This window comes from Pseudobdellovibrio sp. HCB154, from assembly GCF_046267985.1.
Classification (GTDB): domain Bacteria; phylum Bdellovibrionota; class Bdellovibrionia; order Bdellovibrionales; family Bdellovibrionaceae; genus Pseudobdellovibrio.
This window is the reverse complement of record NZ_CP176530.1, coordinates 118,463-141,003: the sequence shown is the minus strand read 5'-3', so window position 1 is coordinate 141,003 and position 22,541 is coordinate 118,463. Positions and strand designations below refer to the sequence as shown.

Here is a 22,541-nt window from a genome sequence, read left to right as displayed (position 1 = left end):
GTTACTTATTATGAAGACATGGAACGTTCTTCTTGCGGTCACTGCGACTTTTGCGACTTTAATTTTATCTGATAAAGCGCAAGCTTTAGTTGATATGAACAATGCGGGTTATTCCAATACTTGGACAGATTTAGAAGTTCCAGGAACTGGTTATGATATGCGTGTACTTCGTGCTTACAAAAGCCGTACGATTTACAACGGTCTATTCGGTTTCGGGTGGTGCTCTGAATTTGAAACTAAATTAGAAACCACTCCTGAAGGCAATCTTAAAATTTCTGAATGCGGTGACGGTCAAGAGATCGTTTACTCATCACGAGAATTAACAAAAAAAGATGTTGAGTCTTCAATCAAACAAATCATTTCAAAAATGCGCTCTGATAAAAAATTCAGTTCGAATACAGCCGACTACTGGAAAAATATCGAAGCGCAACTTTACGATGATTCAGAATTACGTTCGCAGTATGCCCGCCAATTCGGAATTATTGTTCCGGTTAAAGAAGGCACTAAATACAGCGCTAATGCTAAAGAAGTTGAAAACGTAGTTTTTGCTAAAGGTGTTTACACGCGTACTTTACCAGATGGCAGTATGCAACGTTTTGACGGCGAAGGCCGCTTAACTCACATGTACGATAAAAACGGTAATTTTTTAAAATTTGAATACCAAAAAGATCTATTAACAGAAATCACAGACAACAACGCCCGTAAGTTAACATTCAAATACTTTCCAAATAAAAAAGTACAACGCATCACTGGCCCAAGTGGCTTAATGACAGAGTACAAATACAACCAGCAAGAAGATTTAGTTTGGAATCGTAATGCCTGGGCGAAAAAAGAAACTGATGTATACACTTACGAGTACAACGAATTTCACAACTTAACTAAAGCTAACTGGCCAGATAAAACATCTATCGCAATCAAATACGATAACGTAAAAGACTGGGTATTATCTTTTACTGACCGTGATAAATGTACTGAATCGTATAAATACGAATTTTCTACTTCAAATCCAAAATTCAACTACTGGTCAACAGCAACTAAAGTTTGCGGTAAACAAACTTTAGCAACTAACCGTTATGAATTCTGGCACAAACAATTGCCTACAGGCCAAGTGGTGTTATCGCGTTTATTAACAAACGTGAATGGTTCAATCCGCGATATTACTTACCACGATACTTTTGGTAAGCCGGTAACAATTAAAATCAATAATGACCGCGTTGACTTTGAATACTTCGCTGATGGTTTACCTAAAACTAAAACAACAGCCAGTTCAAAACTAGAATACACTTATGATCCAACAATCAAACGTGTATCAACTGTTAAAACAAGCTTTATCAATGAAAAAGGTAAAGCCACAACAATTCGTACAACAGCTTTTAAATACGATACTAAAGGCAACTTAACTTACGCTGAAAACAGTGACGGTCAAAAAATCAATATGACTTACGATATGAAAGGCCGCATTCAATCAATCACTGACCAAGCTAAGAAAGTGGTTAAGATTGATTACGAAGAACGTTTTGGTAAACCACAAACTGTGACTCGCCCGGGTTTAGGTTCGATTAAGGTCTCTTATAAATCAAATGGCGATATCGCTAAAGTAGACAGCGCTGATGGCGCGGCCGTAGCGTCACAGGTTGCCAGCACTTTTAATAACTTGTTAGATGTGATTGCCCCAGCAACACAAGAATTATACTTATAGGAGCTTTACGATGAAACAAATTATCTCTTTAGTAATGATCGTTTTGTTCTCGGTAATGACTTTTTCAACTCAAGCCATGGCTGAAGACGCTTTTCCAGCGGGTCGCGTAGCAGCTACAGGCCCTGAACGTAATGGCGATGGCCAAGACGTTGTCACTGAAAACCAATCAGGTGTAACTGTTTTAGGTGCTGGCGCTTCTCAAGTTAAAACGTGCATGGGCTGCCAAACATCTGGAAACGTTATCTTATCTTCAGCAGCTCGCCGTGCTGGTCCCGGTGTGAAACAAACAATCGGTGCAGGCGCAACTACAGGTGGTTCTAGCTCAAGCGAGCCTGTAGGCACTGGTAACTAATAGATTCGGTCTTTATTGACCAACCTCTTTTCTGGCTTAACAGCTGTCAAAAGTTTAGTCGTTCTCATAATGAGACGACCTTTCTAATCCCCTGAAATCACAGGGGATTTTTTATTGATCAGAAATGTCATTCTTGGCATTCGGTTCGCTATATAGACTTATATAACGAACGCTTTAAAAAAGAGAGGCTCATATGAAAAAATCAATTATCGCACTTGCAGCTGGTTTATTATTTTCTTCAATCTCAATGGCTTTATCAACGCCAGGATCAGCATCTGAAGCGCCAATCGTTTTACCGTGCGGAAAACTTTTTACTAAACAAGTATCTCGTGATGATAAGAAATCTAACTTTTACGCTCAAATGTTAGCAAAAGCTAATACGAGCAGACCAAGCTTATCTAAACCAGGTAACTCAGCTAACTAAGATTATTCTTCGATAGCTAAATCGTCTTCATTAATTTCAGGCTCAGCAGTCTCCCCCAACTGCTGGGATTCTTTTTTTTCTAACTTACGAAATAATCCCGTATTGCTAGAAGCCTGCTGCTGAGGAGCTTCTTCAGAGCTAGAACCATTTCCAAATTTATCCGAAATAAAGTTTTGCGTCTTATTAACACCTTCACGAATTAACTTTACACCACCATCGGCAGCAGCGCGAACCCAGTGAGCTGTATCCGAGTGTTTAAAAAAGATAAAAGCTTTGTTTTCTAAAGTTTCACCCGAAATTCTGGTCTGCGAAAAAATAACGATTACACAAGAAATTAATAAGCATTTAAGAACAAATTTGAACTCATCCATGTTGGCTACCTCGATGTCCTATTTCTAGTTTATAGAATGATAATTCAAAGACGAACTACATTCTGCTTTCAGCTGGCCAAAAGCATAGCCCTAAGCTTGCAGGGTGTACCCCTTTCGTTAGACAATAAAGTTATGAACATCATCAGACTGTCAGCTTTGTGTTTTTTGTTTTTTGGTCTTTCAGCTTTTGCGCAAACGACCAATCTAAAAAGTAAAACTCCGTTTCCAACAAAATATACAAGTCCGACCGATCAAGCTTTGGTGATTAAAGCGGTAACGGTAGCTCCGGTTTACGATAACTCAAATAACATCTATAAAAAATCTGTTGAAGATCATTTAAATAATCTTATCAAAGAAGATTATTTATGGGCTTTAACTGAATTCGTATCCCCTAAAAAAGATCTGCGTGTTGATGAGTTTGACGAAGATTCACAGTTAACTCTGCAAGCTTTAGAACAATCACAAGCTGATGCTGTTATTACCTGCTTTTTAATTAAAGGCCCACAAGGTTTAAGTATTCAGATGAACTTCTACACCCGCGATGGTGGAAAGCTTTTAGTGCGTGAAGAATTTCAAGATGCCAAATTATTTGAAATTGTACGTGTGAACGAAGTCATCACAAAAATGTATGCGACATTAAAATCACGTCTTCCCTACAGCGGTTACATCACTAGCCGCAGTGGCAACACGGTCACTGTAAATATCGGCAACAAAGCCGGAATTAAAAACGGCGATGTTATCACAATCGCACAAATCTTAAAAATCAACCGTCACCCGAAATTAAAATTCATGACAAGTGTTGAAAAAGAAATTATCGGACGGGTGTCTCTGACCCAAGTTGAAGCCGACTCAAGCTTTGGTGAAATCACTTTTGAAAAAGAAAACGGTGTGATCGAACGCGGCAGTAAAGTGTTACCTCTTGATGGTGTAAGATATGCCCCGCAAGGTTCACCTTCATTAGCGAATGTGATGCCTGGTGAAAAAGATCCGGTTGAATGGTTACCAGCTCCGACACCACAATACGGAAAAATTTCTATCATGGGTGGCGTGACTGATTTTTCTGATAATGTGCTTTTAGTGAACGGCACAAGTTTAGAAGCAGATAAATCGACAGCTTTAACTTTTGATTTAGCGACAGAACTTTGGATCACCCCAGAATATTTCGCGGAGTTACAATTACAACAAACAAGCTTTAAAGTAGATAACGAGTTAGGGGGTTCATCACCAAGTAAACTAAATTACACTTTAAATAAAATGGATCTGTCGTTTGGTTATAAATATTTAATCGACGGTAATTTCTGGGGCCCACAAATTTTTGCAAGTCTTGGTTATTACACTCACAGCGTACGTGTTTCAGATTCAACGCCAACAGCATTCACGTCATTTGATTTAACAGGCTATGACTTAACCGTGGGCGGTATGTTTCCGGTCACACTTAAAAATGATGTGGCTTTAGGCGCTCAGGCTAAGTTTTTACTTTTTGATAAGTTTACTGAAAAGCCTGTGGGTTCTGGTGGCGCTTCACCTTCATTTAATCAGTTTGATGTGCTTGGAACTTACCAATACACAACAAATATCAATATTAAGGGTGTATTAAGCTTTACTAACGTGCAAACAAGCTTCTCGGGCACTGGCGCTAAAAATCCGCCATCACGCTCTTTAGACGAAAAAGTATCGACATACCTAGTGGGTATCGAATACCTTTTCTAGCATGCAAATTCTTTTTGAAGACGAATTTATTATCTGTGTAAATAAGCCTGCGATGGTTCTGTCGCAGCCTTCGTTTAATAAAGACCGCAAGCCGGTCATGGAACAGCTGCAAGAAATTCGCCCCGATCTTAAAGGCACTTTGTATTTACATCACCGTTTAGATTATGAAACTTCAGGCGTGTTTTTGCTGAGCAAAGCTAAAATTGCGAATCATCCGCTGACTGAAATGTTTAAAGCGCACAGCTTTCAAAAAATTTATCACTGCTTAAGCCGCCCTAATCCTTTAGACGCCGGTAAAAAAGTGCAGTGTGAACAATTGCAAGCTGATCAAAGCGAATGGATTATTAAAAATTTCATGGCACCGGCTAAGGGTCTGGGTAAAAAAACCAGAATGATTTCTGTTAAAAGTGGCGGTTGGCCCGCAGAAACTCATTTTAAGATCATTGATACGACTGAAAAGTTTCACTATATCCAGTGCACACCTAAAACCGGGCGCACTCACCAGATTCGCCAGCACTTACAAGAAAGTTACCGCTCTATTTTAGGTGATAATATTTACGGCGGAAAAAGCAGCGATGTACCTCGTTTAATGCTTCACGCTTTTCAACTGAATTTTCCACACCCAATTACAAAAGTGCAAACGAACGTGGAAGCTCCACTACCGGCCGATTTTAAAAAACTTTTGTCTCACCTACCTCAAGGGTAACAAAATTTTCTACACGAGAATTCTTTTTTGCCGTTGCTAAATCTTTTTCAGGTTGGCCAAAATCTTCATCCGATAATCGAAATGCCCCGTAGTGCATGGCCACACTTATTTTTGGCTTCAGTGTCAGGTGAATCTGCACCGATTCTTCAGGATTTATGTGATTATTTTTCATAAACCAGCGAGGCTCATAAGCTCCGATCGGAAGTAATGCTAGATCTGGCTCTTTAAACGTATCGGCGATCGTTGTAAAAATTCCTTCATTGTAGCCTGTATCACCGGCAAAATATATTTTTGCTGAATCAGATTCGATCACGTAGCCGCCCCACAAGGCTTCACGCTGATCGGTAAGCCCGCGTGCTGACCAATGCTGTGCCGGTACTAGGGTAATTTTCGCTTTTGAACCGTTGTTAGGCACAGTGTGAGATTGCCACCAATCCAGTTCTACCACCTGAATATCTTTGATATCTGCTATTAACTTTGAATTGCCTAAAGCCATAATAAAAACCGGCTTAAACTTTTGGTGAAGATCTTTGATCGTCTGCAAATCAAAATGATCATAGTGATTATGTGAAAGAACCACAAAGTGAATTGGTGGAAGCTCTTCTATTTTCATTCCCGGATCACGAAAACGCTTGGGTCCCAAAAAAGAAACCGGGCTTGTTCTTTTTGACCAGATTGGATCTGTTAGAAAATTAAAATTTTTCGTCTGTAGTAAAAAAGTAGAATGATTAATAAATGTCGCTGCTACTTTTTTTTCTTCAAGTTTCTGCGGAAGTTGTGGTTTAAATTTATTTTCTAGCCATTCAGGAAAGTTTAAATCAGGACGGGAAACCGCCCACTTAAAAACCGACCATAAGCTATGATCACTCTCAAGCCCGGCATGGTAGAATTTTTTTCCGTCAAAGTGATCCGTGATCGGATATTTACTTTTCATGGCACAGGCAGCAATGGTTACCACCAATAAACAGCTTAGGCTTAATAAGGTCTTACTTAACTTCATCCTAAATACGCTAGCGTGACTTACGAAAACTGTCGCCTTCTATTTTTGATACACTGTGAAGGCATTAGTTCGCTTTAATAGGTCTATGGCTTGCAAATACTTAAAGTAACAAACTTTAACCGTGAGGTCTTAAAATGAGACAGTTACTTTTAGGTTTAATTTTAGTTACGTTAAACGCACAAGCTCAACAACAACCAACGGCCGTACCCAATGCAGCTGTTCAAGCAGCTATGTCACGCGGAGCTTTAGTTTGTTCAACAGCCAAAGCTAACTTAAAAGTAGGTGGCGTTGTTTTAGAAGATAGTTCACCCGGCATTAGTTTTTCATATATTGATGGTGCGACATTCAAACATAAATTTATCGGTAAAACCACAGCTCCTAACGGACAAATTACGATTCACGGTCATTTAGTATTTTTAAGTCATTTGCCAAAAGCCAAAAGCTGGTTTGCCCTATCAGAAGAAATTCAAGGTAAAGAGTATTACCAAGCTTTTAAATTTTCTCCGGTTTATCGCGCTGACGGATCAATCGTTCAAGACAAACAAGGCCGCATTAATATTCGTTGTACAAACTTACGCGATATCGCCCAGTTCTTACCGGAATTAACTGAAGAGCAAGTCAGCCAAATTAAATCAGCAAACACACCGAACTAAAATTTTAAAATTACTTATTCGCACCTGGTGCAAAGTTTTTCGGTTTACCGAATTGACCTGGCATTGGCGGCGGAGCTTGTGGTGGCGGTAATGGCGAAATCGCTTCCGGATCTGCATCGCGGAATTTATTCGTTTTCGCATCGAAACGCATTTTCACTGTACCTGTGGCACCGTTACGCTGTTTACCGATAATTACTTCGGCGTGACCTTGTTTATCGGCATCATCACGGTCGTAGTAGTCATCACGATATAACATCATGATAACGTCGGCATCTTGTTCGATCGATCCTGATTCACGTAAATCTGAAGACATCGGACGACGGTCAGCACGACCCTCAACGCCACGATTTAACTGAGCTAAGGCAATCACTGGAACTTGTAACTCTTTGGCGATCGCTTTTAAGCTACGAGAAATTTCAGAGATCTCACGCTCACGGTTATCAACTTTTTTCTCTTTTAACTGCATGATCTGTAAGTAGTCGATCATGATGCAGTCTAAACCGTGTTGTGCTTTTAAACGACGGCATCTTGCGCGGATCTCGAATGGTGAAATCCCCGAAGTGTCATCGATGAAGAATTTAGATTCTGATAAAGTACCTGCCGCTTGGATAAGTTTCGGCCAAGACGCATCTTGAATACGACCTGTACGTAACTCATTCATTGAAATACGAGATTCACCGGCAAGAAGACGCATCATTAATGATTCTTTACCCATCTCGACAGAGAAGTAAGCCACCGACTTACCTGCACGAAGCGCCATATGCGAAGCTACGTTCAGAGAGAAAGCGGTTTTACCCATCGATGGACGGGCAGCAATAATGATTAACTCGCCTGGATGAAATCCGGCCGTCATTTTATCTAATTCAGTAAAACCAGTCGGAACGCCGGTTACATCTAATTTACGTTGGTATAACTCTTCGATTTTTTTGATCGAAGCAGTCACGATTTCATTCGAACTCGTTAAACCACCTGATGAGTTATCTTCGCCAACTTTTAACATTTCAGCTTCAGCAAAATCGATAAGTGAAGCCACAGAATCGAAGTCACTACTGAAAGCTTTTTCGATAATATGAGTAGAAGTTGAAATTAACTGACGAAGTTTCGATTTGTCTTTAATGATATCGGCATGCGCTTCGATATTCGCTGCTGATACAACTTTTTCTAATAAGCTTAATAAATACTGAGATCCACCGATTTGCTCTAATTGATTTTTCGCAATCAAAGCATTCGTCACCGTCACTAAATCAACGGGTTGTGCTTTTTGGTTCAGATCTACAATTGTTTGATAAATAGTTTGGTGAGCAGGGGTATAAAAGTCACCGAAGGTGATGCGATCTGCTACTTCATCAAGAGCTTCGCTATCCAACATCAAACCACCAAGAACAGAATACTCTGCCTCAAGATGTTGAGGAGGAATTTTGTTAACTAGTTGCTCTGGTTGTTTTTTGAATGAGTTGCGATCCATTTGCATCTTAAATTTTCCCCTCTTTAAGACCCCTAAAACTATTAGACATCGAGGACTTTAGGTCTGTCGATGTCTAATGTTTCGTATCAAATTTTAATTTGAATGAGAATTATAATTCAGTAGAAATTACTGAGTTAAAACTGGCGCAGTTTCGATAGTTTGAGGAACTACCATGCCAGTAGCTACTTGAGCAGCAGCACCTTTTTTAGGTTTTAATTTGTAGTTGTCGATTTTTTTCTTAAGAGTGTTACGGTTGATACCTAACATTAACGCCGTTTTTACTTGGTTACCGTTGTATGCTTTAAGAGCTAGTTCGATTAATGGACGCTCAACTTGTTCTAAAACGATATTGTATAAACCGTTTAACTCAACTTGTGCTTCTTTTTGTTGTTGGAATAATACTTCAAGTTTGCTTTTTACAAGCTTCTCTAAGCTAACTTGTTGAAGATTTGCGACAAAAAGGTTTTCTGAATTGTTCAGATTTGGCGTCATGGAACTCCCTCTTTCGTTGTAGTCCGTGTAGCAGCTTTACGCTGATTTAGTAACAGTAACACTATTCTATGATCGCACTGCCGTGCGACGCTATATGCACCTTACATATAGGTATAGATAGAGATACCGTAGGTTTTAAATTAATGATGTTTTTCTAAACACCGCGAGTTGTGGGTAACCAAATATACTTATGTTGCTGCAAATGCAACCTAACTTTTAACTTTTTTTGCAAAATTCTTTCGGCTAACCACTGTTCAGTAACTTGGCCGTGGGAAGGGCTAAAAAGCACTGTAAATTTTTTTGATAAATCATGTTGACGGCAAAAATTTTCTGACCAGTCCAAATCTTCTTGGTCACAAATAACAAACTTATATTCTGTTGTTTCACTCGAGAAATCGATGTTTTCCAATAGAAAACTATTTGCTGCTCCGGAGTTTGGAGTCTTTACATCTAAAATAACTTTAACGCGCGGATCGACCTCTTTAATTGATTTTGAGCCGCTTGTTTCTAACGAAACTTTGTATCCCGCATCACACAAAATGTGGATTAGTTTGTGGATATCCTTTTGCAGTAGGGGTTCCCCGCCAGTAATACATATATATTCGGCGCCATAGCCCTTGACGATCTCTAAAATTTTTTCAAACGACATATATTCGCCCTCATAATACGAATACTTGGTATCGCAATACGTACAGCGAAGGTTACAGGCGGTCGTTCTGATAAATACCGTAGGAAGCCCGGCGTAGCTGGTTTCCCCTTGAATTGAGTAAAAAATTTCATTGATCTTTAACTGCATAAAAGAGGCTATTAAGTACCAGCCTTTTGGATAGCCCTCAAGGAATAGCTTTAAAGGATAAACCACGACTAGACTTCAGGGGCTTTGCGGCAAGTCTTTATAGAATTTACACTAAAAGGACTATGAATTCATTCTTCAAGAGATTCCAACAAGACGTGCGCGCCATCGGTTTTTTAGGCCTGGGTTTGTTTTTAGCCCTAGCATTAATGAGCTATAACCCCAAAGACCCTTCATTTAATTCGACCGGACAAGGTTTAAATACCTTAAATTACTGCGGCATCTTAGGAAGTTTTATCGCCGATCTTTTATATCAAGCTTTCGGAGTCACTATTTGGGTGGGCATTGCAGGGTTATTTCATGCCGCGATTGAAAGTTTTCGTGGAGAAAAAATTCAGTTTAAAGACGCCCGTCATTTATTAGCAGTAGCGCTTATCGCTTTCACTGCAGCTTTGGTTACGATCTACATGCCGAATACAAAAATGTTTGATGGCCAAATTTATCCAGGCGGCTTAGTGGGCCTTGGTATCTCAATGGGATTCATTAAAATTTTAAATTCAATTGGCGCGCAAATTTTTCTTTGGACAATGTCATTAGTGCTTTTTGTATTTTACTTTGAATTCAGTATTCAAGAAGCCGCTGAACGCCCGTTAGAGAAATTATTCGCTTGGTGGAATAAACTAGATAAAACATCTTTTATGTCTGGTTGGGAGTGGCCAACACTTAAAGCTTTGAAAAAAGAAAAAGCTAAAGAAACTGCAAAAGAAGCTAAAGAGAAAAAAGCTGATAATAAAAAACAAGAAGTTGAATCTTCTGTAGCTGAAAATTTAATTGCTCAGCCTAAAGTAAAAGAAAAATTCATCGAAGAAGATGAAGACGAAGAGCAAGAAATTGATGAAGATGCCGTTAACGGCATGAATGCCGCTGATGCAGATGATGAAGAGATGGATGAAGAAGAAAACGATGAAACTTCTGATGAAGCGGTGCAAGTTTCTTCTTACGAACCACCGGCTCGCCGTAAAGTCGTGGCTCCGGTTAAAACTCCTCGCCGTGTTGAAAACTGGTCAATGCCGAAATTATCGTTATTAGAAGATCCTCCTTTAATGCGGATTAAAATCGACGAAAAAGAAATTCGCAGAAAAGCCGATATCACCTTAGAAAAATTAAAAACCTTTGGTGTCGGTGGGCAAATCGTGGCTGCTAAACCTGGCCCGGTTGTTACGATGTTTGAATTTAAACCAAACGTTGATGTGCGTGTAAACCGTGTCTCTGACTTAGCTGATGACTTATCATTAGCTTTATCGGCTGAATCACTTCGTATTATCGCGCCGATTCCAGGCCGTGACGTTGTGGGTATCGAAACTTCAAATACAACACGTGAAACAGTTTACTTAAAAGATTTATTAGGTGATGAAAGATTCTGGTCTGACGATGTTAAACTTCCGATCGCTTTAGGAAAACAAACTAACGGTGAACCACGTATCGTTGATTTACGCAAAATGCCACACTTGCTTATTGCCGGTACGACGGGTTCTGGTAAATCGGTATTTACCGTTTCTACTATTACTGGTTTCTTGTTTAAACATTCTCCTAAGACATTACGTATGATCTTAGTTGACCCTAAGCAAGTCGACCTTGCTGCATTTAGTGATATTCCCCACTTAATCATGCCGCCGATTCGTGAACCGAAAAAAGCCGTGTTCGCGTTACGTTGGGCCGTTAAAGAGATGGAAAAACGTTATAAGTCGATGTCTAAATTCGGCGCACGTAACATCGAACAGTACAATGAAAAAATGGAAGCCTTAACAGCTGACCAAATCGCTGAACATGAAAAAGTAAACCAAGAGTATGAAGCTCAAGGTGGAATTCTTAAACTAGAACAATACTATTACACACCACAACCTTACATCGTGATCGCGGTGGAGGAGTTCGGTGATTTAATGGCCGTTGATAAACAAAACGTTGAACAAAGTATCGTGCGTTTAGCGCAAATGGCACGTGCCTGCGGTATGCATTTAATGCTCGCGATGCAGTCGCCGCGTAAAGATGTTGTAACTGGTTTAATTAAAACAAATATTCCAGCGCGTATTTCGTTCCGCGTGGCTTCGAAAATGGATTCGCGCATTATCTTAGACGAATCAGGCGCAGAACGCCTGTTGTCACAAGGTGATATGTTGTATTCAGCGGGGGCCGATAAATCGACTCGTCATCATGGCCCGTTCTTAAAAGAAAATGAAATCAATGCGGTTGCCAAATTCTGGGCTGACCAAGGTGAACCTGAATTTGACCCAATCGCAATGCGCGCCCTTGAAGGTGGCCCGACACAATCAAGCTTTGCCGGTATGAACGGTGAAGGTGCTGAATTTGGTGGTGGCGATTTAGATGGTGGTGATGACTACGATGAAAAATACGATGAGATCTTATCGTGGGCAGCTACGCAAAAAGCGATTTCTGCTTCATTAATCCAACGTCGTTTTAAATTAGGTTACCCTCGTGCCGCTCGTTTAATTGAAGTGTTCGAACGTGAAGGTGTGGTTGGCCCAGCCAACGGCAGTAAACCACGTGCAGTTCTGGTTGCCAGCCACCAAGGATAAACATCCGTTTATCCTTTCGTTTTTAACTACAAGGGACTAAGCGTCCCTTGAACCCTTCTTCTAAAGGGGGGGAGTTTTTTCCTCAATAAAAACTTAAAACGCAATACATTTGAGATCAGATTCTTAAATTAAAACTTAAATTGATAACCCCGCGCATAAAAACAAACAAAATTTTTGTAATCCTCGCTTTGATCATGATGTGATTATTCATCGAAATAATCATGACTTTAACCCTTAAGGAGGATTTATGTTTAAGTCTTTAATTATCGCAGCTACTTTAGCTGTATCAGCAGTAGCGCAAGCTAATTCAATCGGCGAAGTTTTATTCGCTAACCAAAAAGCCGTAATGCAAGATGTAGTAGCTCAAGGTTTACCATGGAATGTTGGCGACGAGAACAACTACAAAATCACTATGGGTTTCTTACCAGGCACAATGAAAATGTTCGTACGCGAAATCAACGCTGACAGAACTGAAGCTTGGTTAGTTCAAGATGTTAACTTATTGATCCAAAAGCAAAAAATCGAAGCTTTAATCGATATGAACACTGGCGAAACTAAAAAAATGTTAGTTGATGGCCAAGAACAACAAGTTCCAGCTTCTAACTACGAAATTATCGACCAAAAAGAAGCACAAGTAACTGTTCCAGCAGGTACTTTCCGCACTATGTACATCAAAATCCAAGATAACGGTAACAACGGTCAAATCACTGAACAATGGGTAAACGGCCGTGATATTCCAGTTAACGGTATGGCTAAGTCTATGAGCGACAGCCCACTTGGAAAGGTGACAATCGAGTTAACTTCATTTAAAAAGAATTAATGTCGATTTCTTTTCAATCTTTTGAAAAAGCCGCGCTTGTCGCGGCTTTTTTTATTTCCAGCGTTGTTTCGCCATCTTGGGGAGCTGTTCCCAATAAAAACGCTTTGGTTAAAACACAAGTTAAAGCGCAAGAACTGAAAATCGAAGAAGCCAAAAAGAAAATCACATCTCTTTTATTATTAAAACAACGCCCGCAGGCTTTAGAAATCATTCAAGAGCTAAGTCGTACAAATTTAGCCCCAGAATTACAAAAAACCATCATTCAATTAAAGCTTGTTGTGATGAGTTCATTTTTATCATCAGAAGCTCAAGATTTTTTTGAATTAGCTTCAAGCCAGTATTTAAATCACGCCAAAGTTTCTTTAAAGAACACACAAAAATGTCTTTCCATCGATCCTGAACAATTTATGTGTTTATGGGCTGAAGCGAAAGCCAACAGCAAATCGAACAATCGCTATTCTTTGTTTTTAGAAAAGATGAAAACAGCAGCGATGGATGTTCCAGAGCTTAAGCCTCTTATTCTTTCGTTAGATAAAACTCAACCTGAATTTGTCAGTTTACAATTAGACCCTAATAGCAAAACAGAACTTTATGATGCGCAGTTATTATCGGCGATCTTAGAATTTGACCGTTCGATTTTGGCAAAAAACTATTTACTAGCTAAAGAGTCACTAGATAAACTTCAGCAAATAGCTCCGGATTACATTGATATTACTATCATGCGCGCCCAGCTTCACCGCCATACTTACGGCGAAGAATCGTTAGATAATTTATACAACGTTGTCACAATTTACAAAAAGAAATGTGAAGCGGTTTCAGCAGAAGTAGCTCGTAAGTATTTTTTCGACATTGATTTCTGCAGAAGGACTTTGGAATGAAATTATTTTTTGTTTTAGCTTTTACTCTTGTCTTAAGCTCTTGTGGTATTAAAGGTAAGCCTTTGCCACCACTTCCCGAAGAACCGTTAGCTGCAACCGAAGAAAAAGCCGAAGCAGTTTCACAACCAACGACGGTTCAACCTCTTAAAACAATTCCAGCTAAAAAGAAGAAAAGTAATTAATTTATGATTCACACCCATCAACTTTCTGGTGCCGGAAATACTTTTTCAGTCACTTGGGAATCTCCTGAGACGAAAGCTATTTCTGATCGTCCGAAATTTGTTCGCAGCGTGTGTGAAATAACTAAAACCGATGGTTTTATTTTTCTTTCGTGGCTTGATGAAAACCAACATCACCTGCAATGGGATTTCTACAATAATGATGGTTCAATGGCCGAAATGTGTGGCAATGCCACTCGCTGTGTAGCGTTTTACGCTAAAAATGTCGTGCACGTTGAAGGTAATCATTTAAAACTACAAACTATTGCCGGTGCCATTGATATTAAAATTTTAGATAAAGAATTATTCGAAGTTAAAATGACCGCGGTACAAAAGTTTTCTCACCCTAAATATTTTTGGTGTGATACAGGTGTTCCGCATATCGTGATCGAAATTCCAGAGTACCCTAAATACCGTGATTTAAAATCTTACTGCCGTGAACTTCGATTTCATGCTGACTTTCAACCGCGTGGAACAAACGTTACCCTTGTTCAACTAGATACCGCCGCGAACAAAATGAAAGCCGTATCTTACGAACGTGGTGTTGAAGATTTCACAGAAGCTTGTGGCACAGGGGCCATGGCTGCAGCCTACTATAACTTAAACAAACGCGGGCAAAACGAAACATTGGTTGAAATGCCCGGCGGATTACTTAAAATGAATCTTTCAGATTTGCAGAACCCTTTAATGACGGGATCTGCAGTTCAATTAGGAGAATACGATGCAACAAAGAGCAACTGATTTTAACGGAGCTATCTCAGCTTTAGTTACACCTTTTTTAAATGGCGAAGTCGATTACGCCTCTTTAGAAAAGTTAGTGGCTTACCAACTTGATAACGGCATCAAGGGCTTTGTTGTTAACGGAACAACTGCTGAAAGCCCGACTTTAACTTCTGCTGAAGTGAGCAAAATCTTTTCTATGGTTCGCGCTCAAGCTGGTGTGAACTTTCCCATCATTTTAGGAACAGGCTCAAACTCAACAGCTAAAACTGTGGAAACAACTAAAAAAGCTTCTGAGTTAGGTGCTAATGCCGCACTAGTCGTTGTGCCTTACTACAACAAACCCCCACAACGTGGTTTAGTTGAACACTTTAAAGCCGTGGCTAAAGATTCAGAAGTTCCTGTTATTCTTTACAACGTTCCGGGCCGCACAATCACCGGCATGACTGTAGATACAATCGCAGAACTTGCTGAAGTAAAAAATATTTTAGGTATCAAAGAAGCCACTGGCGATATTAAATTTGATCAAGAGTTAATCGCTCGCGTACCAAAAAGTTTTTTAATGCTTTCAGGTGATGATCCAACTTACATCGACTTTTTAAAGTCAGGTGGTAAAGGTATTATTTCTGTGATGTCGAATTTAATCACTAAAGAATGTTCTCGTTGGACAGATTTAATGATGAGCGGAAAAGTTTCAGAAGCTGAAGCTGACTTTAAAAAATATTTAAAATTAATCGGTCAAATGTACTGTGAGGCTAATCCAATTCCTGTGAAATGGATGCTTTATAAAAAAGGTATTATCAAATCTCCTGAAATGCGTTTACCGCTTGTGACATTAGATAATAAGTTCCACGCCGAGATCACAGCTGAAATGCAATCTTTAGGATTATTATAATGGCTAAAAAAATTAAGCTTGGTCTTTTTGGTTCAACAGGAAAAATGGGCGTGGCGATTCGCCAGCTTCTAAAAAGCGACAGCGATTTTTCTCCACTTGTTGAAGTGTGTAGTAAACCCACTGGTGATTTTGAAGAAAGCTTCTCTGATTTAAAAAAAATTCCCGCGGCGACTTTAAAGCAAGTTGATGTGTGGATTGATTTTTCTCGCCCTGAAGGGTTAATGGATTTACTTCCGCTACTTCAACAAACGAAAAAACCTTTGATCAGCGGAACAACTGGCTTTGAAGGCAATCAATTTACTAAAGTAGAAGCTGCTAGTAAAAAGAACCCTGTTTTTTGGGCTTCCAACATGAGTGTAGGTCTTTGGACAGTTCGCCAAGCCATCAAAGCACTCTCTACAATTTCACACTTTGATTTTGCTCTAGAAGAAATTCACCACACCCAGAAAAAAGATAATCCTTCTGGCACAGCGGTGACTTTACACAAAGATTTAGAAAAAGCCGTGGGTAAAAAAATTCCACCAGCTGTAGGACACCGTTTAGGTGGCGTTTTTGGTATTCATACGATTACTGCAGCGTCGCAAAGTGAAATGATTAAACTAGAACACAATGCTTTAAATCGTACAGTGTTTGCTGAAGGTGCACTCAAAGCTGCAAAGTGGATTGTCAAACAGCCTTCGGGTTTATATTCTATGGACGATTTAATGAAACCAACCTCTAAAGGAAAGAAGTAACATGAAATTCTTTATCGATTCAGCTGATGTTAACGAAATTAAAATGGCCAACGAGCGTGGTTGGGTTGATGGTGTTACAACAAACCCATCATTAATCGCAAAATCAGGCCGCGATTTTCATGAAGTGATCAAAGAAATCTGTAAAATCACAACGGGCCCAGTTTCAGCAGAAGTTATTTCATTAAAAGCTGATGAAATGGTTAAAGAAGGCCAAGTGTTAGCAAAATTGGCTGATAATGTTGTTGTTAAAGTTCCAATGTGTGAAGACGGTATGATCGCCGTTAAAAAATTCACGGCAATGGGAATCAAAACGAACGTGACGTTAGTGTTCTCGGTTGTTCAAGCCTTATTAGCAGCTAAAGCAGGTGCTACTATGGTTTCTCCATTCGTAGGCCGTTTAGATGATATCGGAACTGATGGTATGAGCATGGTGGCTGACGTTGTACAAATGTATCAAAACTACGATTTCACAACAGAAGTTCTAGTAGCTTCAGTAAGATCGCCAATGCATATCCAGCACGCCGCTATCATGGGTGCCGATATCGCGACTATTCCATACAAAGTTATGCAGTCAATGACTGGACATCCACTTACATCTAAAGGCATCGAAATGTTTTTAGCTGACTGGAATAAAAAATAGTCTCTATTATATTAAAGAGTGAAATATTTAAGCGCGTTTTTATTATTAATCTTCTTATCAGGCTGTCAGACGACAGGTTTTTATATTGAAGATTCGAACCTTCCGGTTCCAGAAACGCGCAAAGTTGTGGCGGCGATCATCGGAAAGCCGCGCATCATCAGCCTTAACGGCCGCGAACTGACGTCTAGCTTTCATGATCGTAAATTCGAAGATCTTGATGAAACTAAAAAAATTAAAGCCCGCTACTACACTAAGGTCGTGATCTTAGGGCCACGCAGACCCTATGAAATCAGCATCCAGGTTACAAGAGAGGTCTTAGACCTTGAAACTATGACTTTCGTCGATCAGGGAATCGACGAAAGTCTAACTATGAAGCGTGCTATCGAAATCAAACGCGCCCTTAACAAAAGTCTCGATACTTATCAGGCCGTTGACGCCGAAGAGGTCTTCTAAATATCCTATAAGTAGGAGTGCTGAATTTGTCCTACTTACTGGCTTTTATTTTACCGCTAACTTTTCTCTATTCTCCGAAAATAGAAAAGTCGAATATTGTGATGGTCACAAAACCATTAACAATTACTCAAGAGCGTAACACTCCGGCTTACAACCTTTATCAACAATCTCAGATTATTCAAAAGAATATGCAAATGACTAAGCAACAACAACTGCGTGAGTTGGCTAGTCAAAACCGCACAGTTCAACTTTCAACAGAAACAACTGCAGAAGTTACAGCTGTTGCCTCAGTGGCTGAAATCAAAATTGATAAAGCCGAACTTCACGCTGAAGCTGATCGCCAAATTCAAGCTTTAGTAAATGCCCAACCGCAATCTTCGGTAACTCCATCGTTTACACAAACGTCTGAAGGGGCTGTAATTCGCGGTAACTTTGAATTAAAAGACGGTGTTGGTATCGTTGATCACTTAGTTGTTTTAAAACGTGTATTCGAAGGCCAATCAATCGAAGTGGGCCAAGTTGATTTACGCGCAGGTCTTTATCAAATCGCGGTTGGTGCTTTTGAAGGTGAAATCGTTGCTGAAGTTAAAGACCGCACAGGAATTTTAATCGGTGAAGATCGCCAAAAAATTTATAACTTAAAACGTGCGGGCACTTTCTTTGAAGGTCCGACATTACGTTTAGGCCGCCCTTCGGCTTTTGCCTTAAATGGCCGATCAGTTGATTCAAGAAAATTGTCTGATAAAAACTTACAAGCAAGTTTCTTCTCTGGTCATTTCGATCTAAAAAAAACCAGTGACGTCTATCCCAATGTCGCGAGACATTCGTCAACGCTGTCTTTTGTTAAAGACTCAACAGGTGCTGTAGCTTCAACTCTTTCTGTTCGTTCAGCGGCAGATAGAAGTGATACTGTTTTATTCTCACGTAAATGGGTTGAAGGCGCTGTTGATTATTTATCTGAACAATTACAAATTCAATATTTGCCTGAAACGGGAATTATCATCGGCCGGATACTTGTCGATGGTAAACCGGTTCAAGGTGCTCAAATCATGATTGAAAATCAACCGGGACTTGAACCTTACTACTTAGATCAATTTTTAATTCCTCAACAATCGCAAAACTACTCGTCTGAAAACGGATACTTTATTATTCCGGGTTTAAACGAAGGTGTTTACGAAATCACTGCTTACATGGGTGATCGCCGTTTAGGAACTCAGCAATTCTTAGTCGCTACAGATACAGTGAGTTACCAAGAAATCTATTCGTCAGCGATTCCAACATCAGTGATTGCAAGAAGTTTTGATTCATTCACTGGCGAACAAATCATGACTGAATTATTTGTTCCAGGCCAAAAAGACATTATTAACCTAGAAGGCGAATTAGTACGTTACCGCCATAATTCACAATACGGTTTAACTGAAGTTGTAAATCGCCCGTTAATTCGCGATTACGCAGCTTACGTGTATATTCAAAATCTTTCAAAAGACCACCTCCACTTACCACAAGTTAAAGAGGCGTTTTTAGAATACGTACAGGCGCAATCACAAATTCAGATTGAACCAGAGACTGCAACGTTTGTTGGTTTTACACCGAATAATTACTTCGATGTTCACGTAGCTGATGAAAACTTTAATTCAGCTCATATCGTTTATTTCGACCAAGCAGGCAATATCGTACCGAAACAAACTGCCGGCGGCGGTTTTGTGGCGTTTAACTTAAAACAAGGTATTCAAGAGTTAATCTTACAAGATCAAAAAACTGAAAGAAGCTTTTCAACGGTGTTCTACAGCCGTCCTTCAGTTTTATTTGTTAGCCATTTTGCTGAATAAAGTTTTTCACTTTTTCTTTAAAGAAATTTCCGCGCTCTTCAAAATTTTTAAATTCATCTAAGCTTGTGCCGCCCGGACTAAGTAAAACAACATCTGATGATTTAGTTTTTTTAAACACATCATCTAAAGCGTCATTTAATTTTGCAAAATACGGGCGCTCTGACATTTGCATTTTTGCACGCGCTAATTCTCCGCAAGCGCCAAAGAAGATCGGTTGAATTTGTTTTTCTTTGGCTAAAACTTGTAATTCTTCCCACGGAAGATTTTTATCTCTGCCACCAAGAAGTGAATAAACTAAACCGCCGCCAGCTTTTTCTTGTGCTGCTTTAACGGCTACTAAAACAGAATCCATCGCAGTCGCTTTACTGTCGTTGATATAGGCTACGCCTTTATGTTCAGCGACAAATTCAATACGGTGTTCAAGGCCCGTAAAATCACACATCGCTTGAATAGCTTTATCAGATAATCCGATAGCTTTTACTAATTCGTACGCCACACAGAAGTTATCTTTATTGTGCGCTCCTAAAAGTTTTACTTTTTTAAGTAAATCTTGGTTAGTGAAAGCTTTAGACGAAGTTAATAATGTTTTACCCGGAACACGAGGTGCGTATTTTACATTATCTTCAGAAGCAGCATTTAACACACAGACTTTTTGCGTGATTGAACCGATAAAACATTTTGTCATGTAATATTCATCAGCCGAAGCATAACGCTCTAAATGGTTTGCCGATAAGAAAGTAATCGCTGAAGTTTCTAATTGTAAGTCTTTGCAGTTTTCAAGTTGATAGCTTGATAACTCTAAAACGCCATAACGCGCTTTAGTTTTACCTTGGAGTAACCCCAAAGCATATTCACAAAAAGGAACACCTAAATTTCCGCCGACAAAAGCATTTGCATCTTCAGCTTTAAGCGCAGCGCCCACCAAAGATGTCACCGTGCTTTTTGCTACAGAACCTGTAATACCGATGAACTTTTCATCGGTTAAAAATTGACAAGCCAACGTGATCTCAGAAGTGATGTTCCAGTTTAAGGCCATTAATTTTTGAATATGTGGGCCTTTTAGTGGAACACCCGGCGAAACAACCAAAGTTCCTGGCTTTAGTTTTGCGATATCTTCCCAGGATTTTAGATCGCCTTCTTTTTTTTCGTCGAAAAGCAAAACTTCATCGGCTTTTAAGCCTGCGGTTTTTAATAACTGTACCGCCGCCATTCCGGATTTACCTAGACCAACGACGACAAAAGGTTTTTTAAATTTTTCTAGCTTAATTTGCGACATAAAATCTTACCTGCGTTTCGTGACATTAAATCAGACCCGTGAAACAATGTAAATTGTGAGTTTAAAGTATACCGCAATTATCAGCGATCTTCATTTAACTGACGCCGAACCGTCGCGCCCAAAACACAAGGTGCGCCATCCGCTATGGAAAAAATTTAAAACCAAGCAGTTCTTTATGGACCCGGCGTTGATTGAATTTTTAGATGAAATTGACCGCAAATCTCACGGTAAGCCCATTGAACTAGTTTTAAATGGCGATATTTTTGATTTTGATAGCGTGATGGCTTATCCGATTGCGCCAATTTATAAATTTCATTGGATCGAAACGCGCCGCGGGCTTTTTCCACGTGAAGAACGTTCGGTTTTTAAAATGCAGGTGGTTTTAGAAGAGCACGCTGATCTTATGAACGCCCTTCGCCGTTTTGTTGAAAAAGGGCATTCGTTAATTTTAATTCCAGGTAACCACGACGTTGAACTTCACTTTCCGAAAGTGCAAAAAACATTCTTTGATGTTTTAAATTTAGGGCCTGAAGATACAAAGCGCGTGAAGTTTGTGAAATGGTTTTACATTAGCGAAAACGACACGCTCATTGAACACGGTCACCAGCAAGATCCTTATTGCCTGTGCGAAAATCCATTGAATCCATTTATCGTGAATTACAATGAATTACGTATTCGCCTGCCATTCGGAAATGTAGCTTGTCGTTACATCATGAACGGCATGGGATTATTTAATCCGCACATCGAAAAAAACTACATCATGTCGGTGAGTGAATACTTAAGTTTTTTCTTTCGCTATTTACTTTTAACTCAACCTTTAATTATTTGGACTTGGTTCTGGGGCGCCGTTGCGACTTTGATTCACGTCACTTTTGATCGTTTCGGTGAAGTGTATAAACCGCTTGAGCATATGGAAGATATCGTTGAAAAAGCGGCGAAAGATTCAAACACCACTCCAAAAGTTGTACGTGGGCTGCAAGAGTTTTTCGCAACTCCTGCTACACAAAACCCGTGGTTAATTGCTAAAGAGCTTTGGCTGGATCGTGCGTTTTTAATTTTCTTTGGTTTAGCATTTACGTTTATTTTTACAACGCAGTTAAAATTGTTATTCGGACTTTCTTTTTACTGGGTGTTTGTTCCTATCTTGCTTCTAATTCCGTTCTTTCTTTTTTACGCGCGTTCGATCACGTCACTGGTAAGTACATATAAAGAACCCGATGAGTGGTTGTTTTCGCAACAATCCGAAATCACGGGCGTTCACCGTATCGTTTACGGCCATACTCATATTCCTCGCCATGAATTTTACGGGTCAGTTGAACATTTAAATTCAGGAACTTGGTCACCGGCCTTTACCGATGTGGAATGCACGCAGACTTCTGAAAGAAATAATTATGTTTGGATTTACCCCTCTGAAGAAAACCCAGAAGTGCGCAAAGCCGAGCTGATCCAATTCCACCGAAAACCGACGTCACCCACTTAGGTAGGCCGTACCTTTTTGGGGAGCGGCGCAGCAAAACGCTATAAAGCATTTTAATTTCTCAGATCGTGTGTAAGCATTTTAAGGGTAGGTTAAATTAATTTTAATTGGAGGCATCATGTCTGAAGATATCTTAGTGGTTACAAGCAAAGTAAAAAAATTCATCAAAGAAAAAGGCCAAATGAACACGTCTGCCGAAACAATCGACATGTTAACTAAAGCTGTTGAGCGTCTTTGTGCTAAAGGCATCGAATCAGCTAAAGCTGATGGCCGCAAAACTGTTATGGCTCGTGATATTATCATCGACCATATTTAGTTTTTCTTAACAAATTTAAGAATTTT

At 39.7% G+C, this 22,541-nt stretch carries 24 protein-coding genes; 18 read left to right on the top strand and 6 right to left on the bottom strand.

The features are described from left to right. Positions 1 to 10 precede the first annotated feature (10 nt). From ACKWCF_RS00740 to ACKWCF_RS00730, 3 genes are all read left to right on the top strand, one after another. Entirely contained in the window at positions 11 to 1,699 is a 1,689-nt protein-coding gene (locus tag ACKWCF_RS00740; RefSeq protein WP_409478776.1) for a DUF6531 domain-containing protein, read from the top strand. A 10-nt stretch (positions 1,700 to 1,709) separates the two neighbouring features. Then, positions 1,710 to 2,051 carry a hypothetical protein gene (locus ACKWCF_RS00735; protein WP_409478775.1) on the top strand — a complete coding sequence of 114 codons (342 nt, stop codon included), beginning with the start codon at positions 1,710 to 1,712 and terminating at the stop codon, positions 2,049 to 2,051. Between the two features lie 193 nt (positions 2,052 to 2,244). Continuing rightward, positions 2,245 to 2,475 (top strand): hypothetical protein, encoded by a 231-nt coding sequence (locus tag ACKWCF_RS00730; protein ID WP_409478774.1) that lies wholly within the window; start codon positions 2,245 to 2,247, stop codon positions 2,473 to 2,475. 2 nt (positions 2,476 to 2,477) lie between these two features. Here ACKWCF_RS00730 and ACKWCF_RS00725 read toward each other — a convergent pair whose 3' ends face one another. Then, positions 2,478 to 2,846, bottom strand: coding sequence for a hypothetical protein (locus tag ACKWCF_RS00725; protein WP_409478773.1), 369 nt, complete (start codon positions 2,844 to 2,846; stop codon positions 2,478 to 2,480). A gap of 132 nt (positions 2,847 to 2,978) precedes the next feature. On the opposite strand from ACKWCF_RS00725, the gene ACKWCF_RS00720 reads away from it, so the two are divergent. Both ACKWCF_RS00720 and ACKWCF_RS00715 read left to right on the top strand, forming a co-directional pair. After that, positions 2,979 to 4,556, top strand: coding sequence for a hypothetical protein (locus tag ACKWCF_RS00720; RefSeq protein WP_409478772.1), 1,578 nt, complete (start codon positions 2,979 to 2,981; stop codon positions 4,554 to 4,556). 1 nt (position 4,557) lies between these two features. Then, a complete protein-coding gene (locus ACKWCF_RS00715) occupies positions 4,558 to 5,262 on the top strand; it encodes an RluA family pseudouridine synthase (RefSeq protein ID WP_409478771.1) in 705 nt (234 codons plus the stop codon). On the opposite strand, the gene ACKWCF_RS00710 is transcribed toward ACKWCF_RS00715, so the two are convergent. Beyond that, entirely contained in the window at positions 5,228 to 6,262 is a 1,035-nt protein-coding gene (locus tag ACKWCF_RS00710; protein ID WP_409478770.1) for an MBL fold metallo-hydrolase, read from the bottom strand. The two genes, ACKWCF_RS00715 and ACKWCF_RS00710, sit on opposite strands and share 35 nt — an antisense overlap. Positions 6,263 to 6,396: 134 nt before the next feature. Between ACKWCF_RS00710 and ACKWCF_RS00705 the strand changes: the two genes are divergently transcribed. After that, positions 6,397 to 6,915 (top strand): hypothetical protein, encoded by a 519-nt coding sequence (locus tag ACKWCF_RS00705; protein ID WP_409478769.1) that lies wholly within the window; start codon positions 6,397 to 6,399, stop codon positions 6,913 to 6,915. A 10-nt stretch (positions 6,916 to 6,925) separates the two neighbouring features. Here the strand turns inward: ACKWCF_RS00705 and dnaB are convergent, their stop codons facing one another. The 3 genes from dnaB to ACKWCF_RS00690 form a co-directional block, all read right to left on the bottom strand. Further along, positions 6,926 to 8,386, bottom strand: coding sequence for a replicative DNA helicase (gene dnaB / locus ACKWCF_RS00700; RefSeq protein ID WP_409478768.1), 1,461 nt, complete (start codon positions 8,384 to 8,386; stop codon positions 6,926 to 6,928). 120 nt (positions 8,387 to 8,506) lie between these two features. Beyond that, the gene (locus ACKWCF_RS00695) at positions 8,507 to 8,872 is read right to left on the bottom strand and encodes a helix-turn-helix domain-containing protein (RefSeq protein WP_409478767.1); all 366 of its coding nucleotides are present in this window, start codon (positions 8,870 to 8,872) and stop codon (positions 8,507 to 8,509) included. 154 nt (positions 8,873 to 9,026) lie between these two features. Next, complete coding sequence (locus ACKWCF_RS00690) at positions 9,027 to 9,668, bottom strand: radical SAM protein (protein WP_409478766.1); 642 nt, start codon at positions 9,666 to 9,668, stop codon at positions 9,027 to 9,029. 122 nt (positions 9,669 to 9,790) lie between these two features. Between ACKWCF_RS00690 and ACKWCF_RS00685 the strand changes: the two genes are divergently transcribed. From ACKWCF_RS00685 to ACKWCF_RS00640, 10 genes are all read left to right on the top strand, one after another. Further along, complete coding sequence (locus tag ACKWCF_RS00685) at positions 9,791 to 12,259, top strand: DNA translocase FtsK (RefSeq protein ID WP_409478765.1); 2,469 nt, start codon at positions 9,791 to 9,793, stop codon at positions 12,257 to 12,259. 247 nt (positions 12,260 to 12,506) lie between these two features. Next, entirely contained in the window at positions 12,507 to 13,079 is a 573-nt protein-coding gene (locus tag ACKWCF_RS00680) for a hypothetical protein (RefSeq protein WP_409478764.1), read from the top strand. After that, positions 13,079 to 13,957 (top strand): hypothetical protein, encoded by an 879-nt coding sequence (locus ACKWCF_RS00675; RefSeq protein ID WP_409478763.1) that lies wholly within the window; start codon positions 13,079 to 13,081, stop codon positions 13,955 to 13,957. The genes ACKWCF_RS00680 and ACKWCF_RS00675 overlap by 1 nt, the downstream gene beginning before the upstream one ends. Further along, complete coding sequence (locus tag ACKWCF_RS00670; protein ID WP_409478762.1) at positions 13,954 to 14,139, top strand: hypothetical protein; 186 nt, start codon at positions 13,954 to 13,956, stop codon at positions 14,137 to 14,139. Before ACKWCF_RS00675 ends, ACKWCF_RS00670 begins: the two co-directional genes overlap by 4 nt. Positions 14,140 to 14,142: 3 nt before the next feature. Beyond that, positions 14,143 to 14,916: a diaminopimelate epimerase gene (gene dapF / locus ACKWCF_RS00665; RefSeq protein ID WP_409478761.1), complete on the top strand. Its 774-nt coding sequence runs from the start codon at positions 14,143 to 14,145 to the stop codon at positions 14,914 to 14,916. Continuing rightward, positions 14,897 to 15,790, top strand: coding sequence for a 4-hydroxy-tetrahydrodipicolinate synthase (dapA, locus tag ACKWCF_RS00660; RefSeq protein ID WP_409478760.1), 894 nt, complete (start codon positions 14,897 to 14,899; stop codon positions 15,788 to 15,790). Before dapF ends, dapA begins: the two co-directional genes overlap by 20 nt. Then, positions 15,790 to 16,524: a 4-hydroxy-tetrahydrodipicolinate reductase gene (locus ACKWCF_RS00655; RefSeq protein WP_409478759.1), complete on the top strand. Its 735-nt coding sequence runs from the start codon at positions 15,790 to 15,792 to the stop codon at positions 16,522 to 16,524. The genes dapA and ACKWCF_RS00655 overlap by 1 nt, the downstream gene beginning before the upstream one ends. Before the next feature lies 1 nt (position 16,525). Then, positions 16,526 to 17,164, top strand: coding sequence for a fructose-6-phosphate aldolase (fsa, locus tag ACKWCF_RS00650; protein ID WP_409478758.1), 639 nt, complete (start codon positions 16,526 to 16,528; stop codon positions 17,162 to 17,164). 18 nt (positions 17,165 to 17,182) lie between these two features. Continuing rightward, positions 17,183 to 17,617 (top strand): hypothetical protein, encoded by a 435-nt coding sequence (locus ACKWCF_RS00645; protein ID WP_409478757.1) that lies wholly within the window; start codon positions 17,183 to 17,185, stop codon positions 17,615 to 17,617. Positions 17,618 to 17,643: 26 nt separating this feature from the next. Continuing rightward, a complete protein-coding gene (locus ACKWCF_RS00640; RefSeq protein ID WP_409478756.1) occupies positions 17,644 to 19,446 on the top strand; it encodes a hypothetical protein in 1,803 nt (600 codons plus the stop codon). On the opposite strand, the gene murD is transcribed toward ACKWCF_RS00640, so the two are convergent. Further along, positions 19,427 to 20,722, bottom strand: a complete 1,296-nt coding sequence (gene murD, locus ACKWCF_RS00635) for a UDP-N-acetylmuramoyl-L-alanine--D-glutamate ligase (protein WP_409478755.1) — start codon at positions 20,720 to 20,722, stop codon at positions 19,427 to 19,429. The two genes, ACKWCF_RS00640 and murD, sit on opposite strands and share 20 nt — an antisense overlap. 55 nt (positions 20,723 to 20,777) lie before the next feature. Between murD and ACKWCF_RS00630 the strand changes: the two genes are divergently transcribed. Both ACKWCF_RS00630 and ACKWCF_RS00625 read left to right on the top strand, forming a co-directional pair. Then, entirely contained in the window at positions 20,778 to 22,202 is a 1,425-nt protein-coding gene (locus ACKWCF_RS00630) for a metallophosphoesterase (RefSeq protein ID WP_409478754.1), read from the top strand. A 115-nt stretch (positions 22,203 to 22,317) separates the two neighbouring features. Continuing rightward, complete coding sequence (locus ACKWCF_RS00625) at positions 22,318 to 22,515, top strand: hypothetical protein (RefSeq protein ID WP_409478753.1); 198 nt, start codon at positions 22,318 to 22,320, stop codon at positions 22,513 to 22,515. The last annotated feature ends 26 nt before the right edge of the window (positions 22,516 to 22,541 follow it).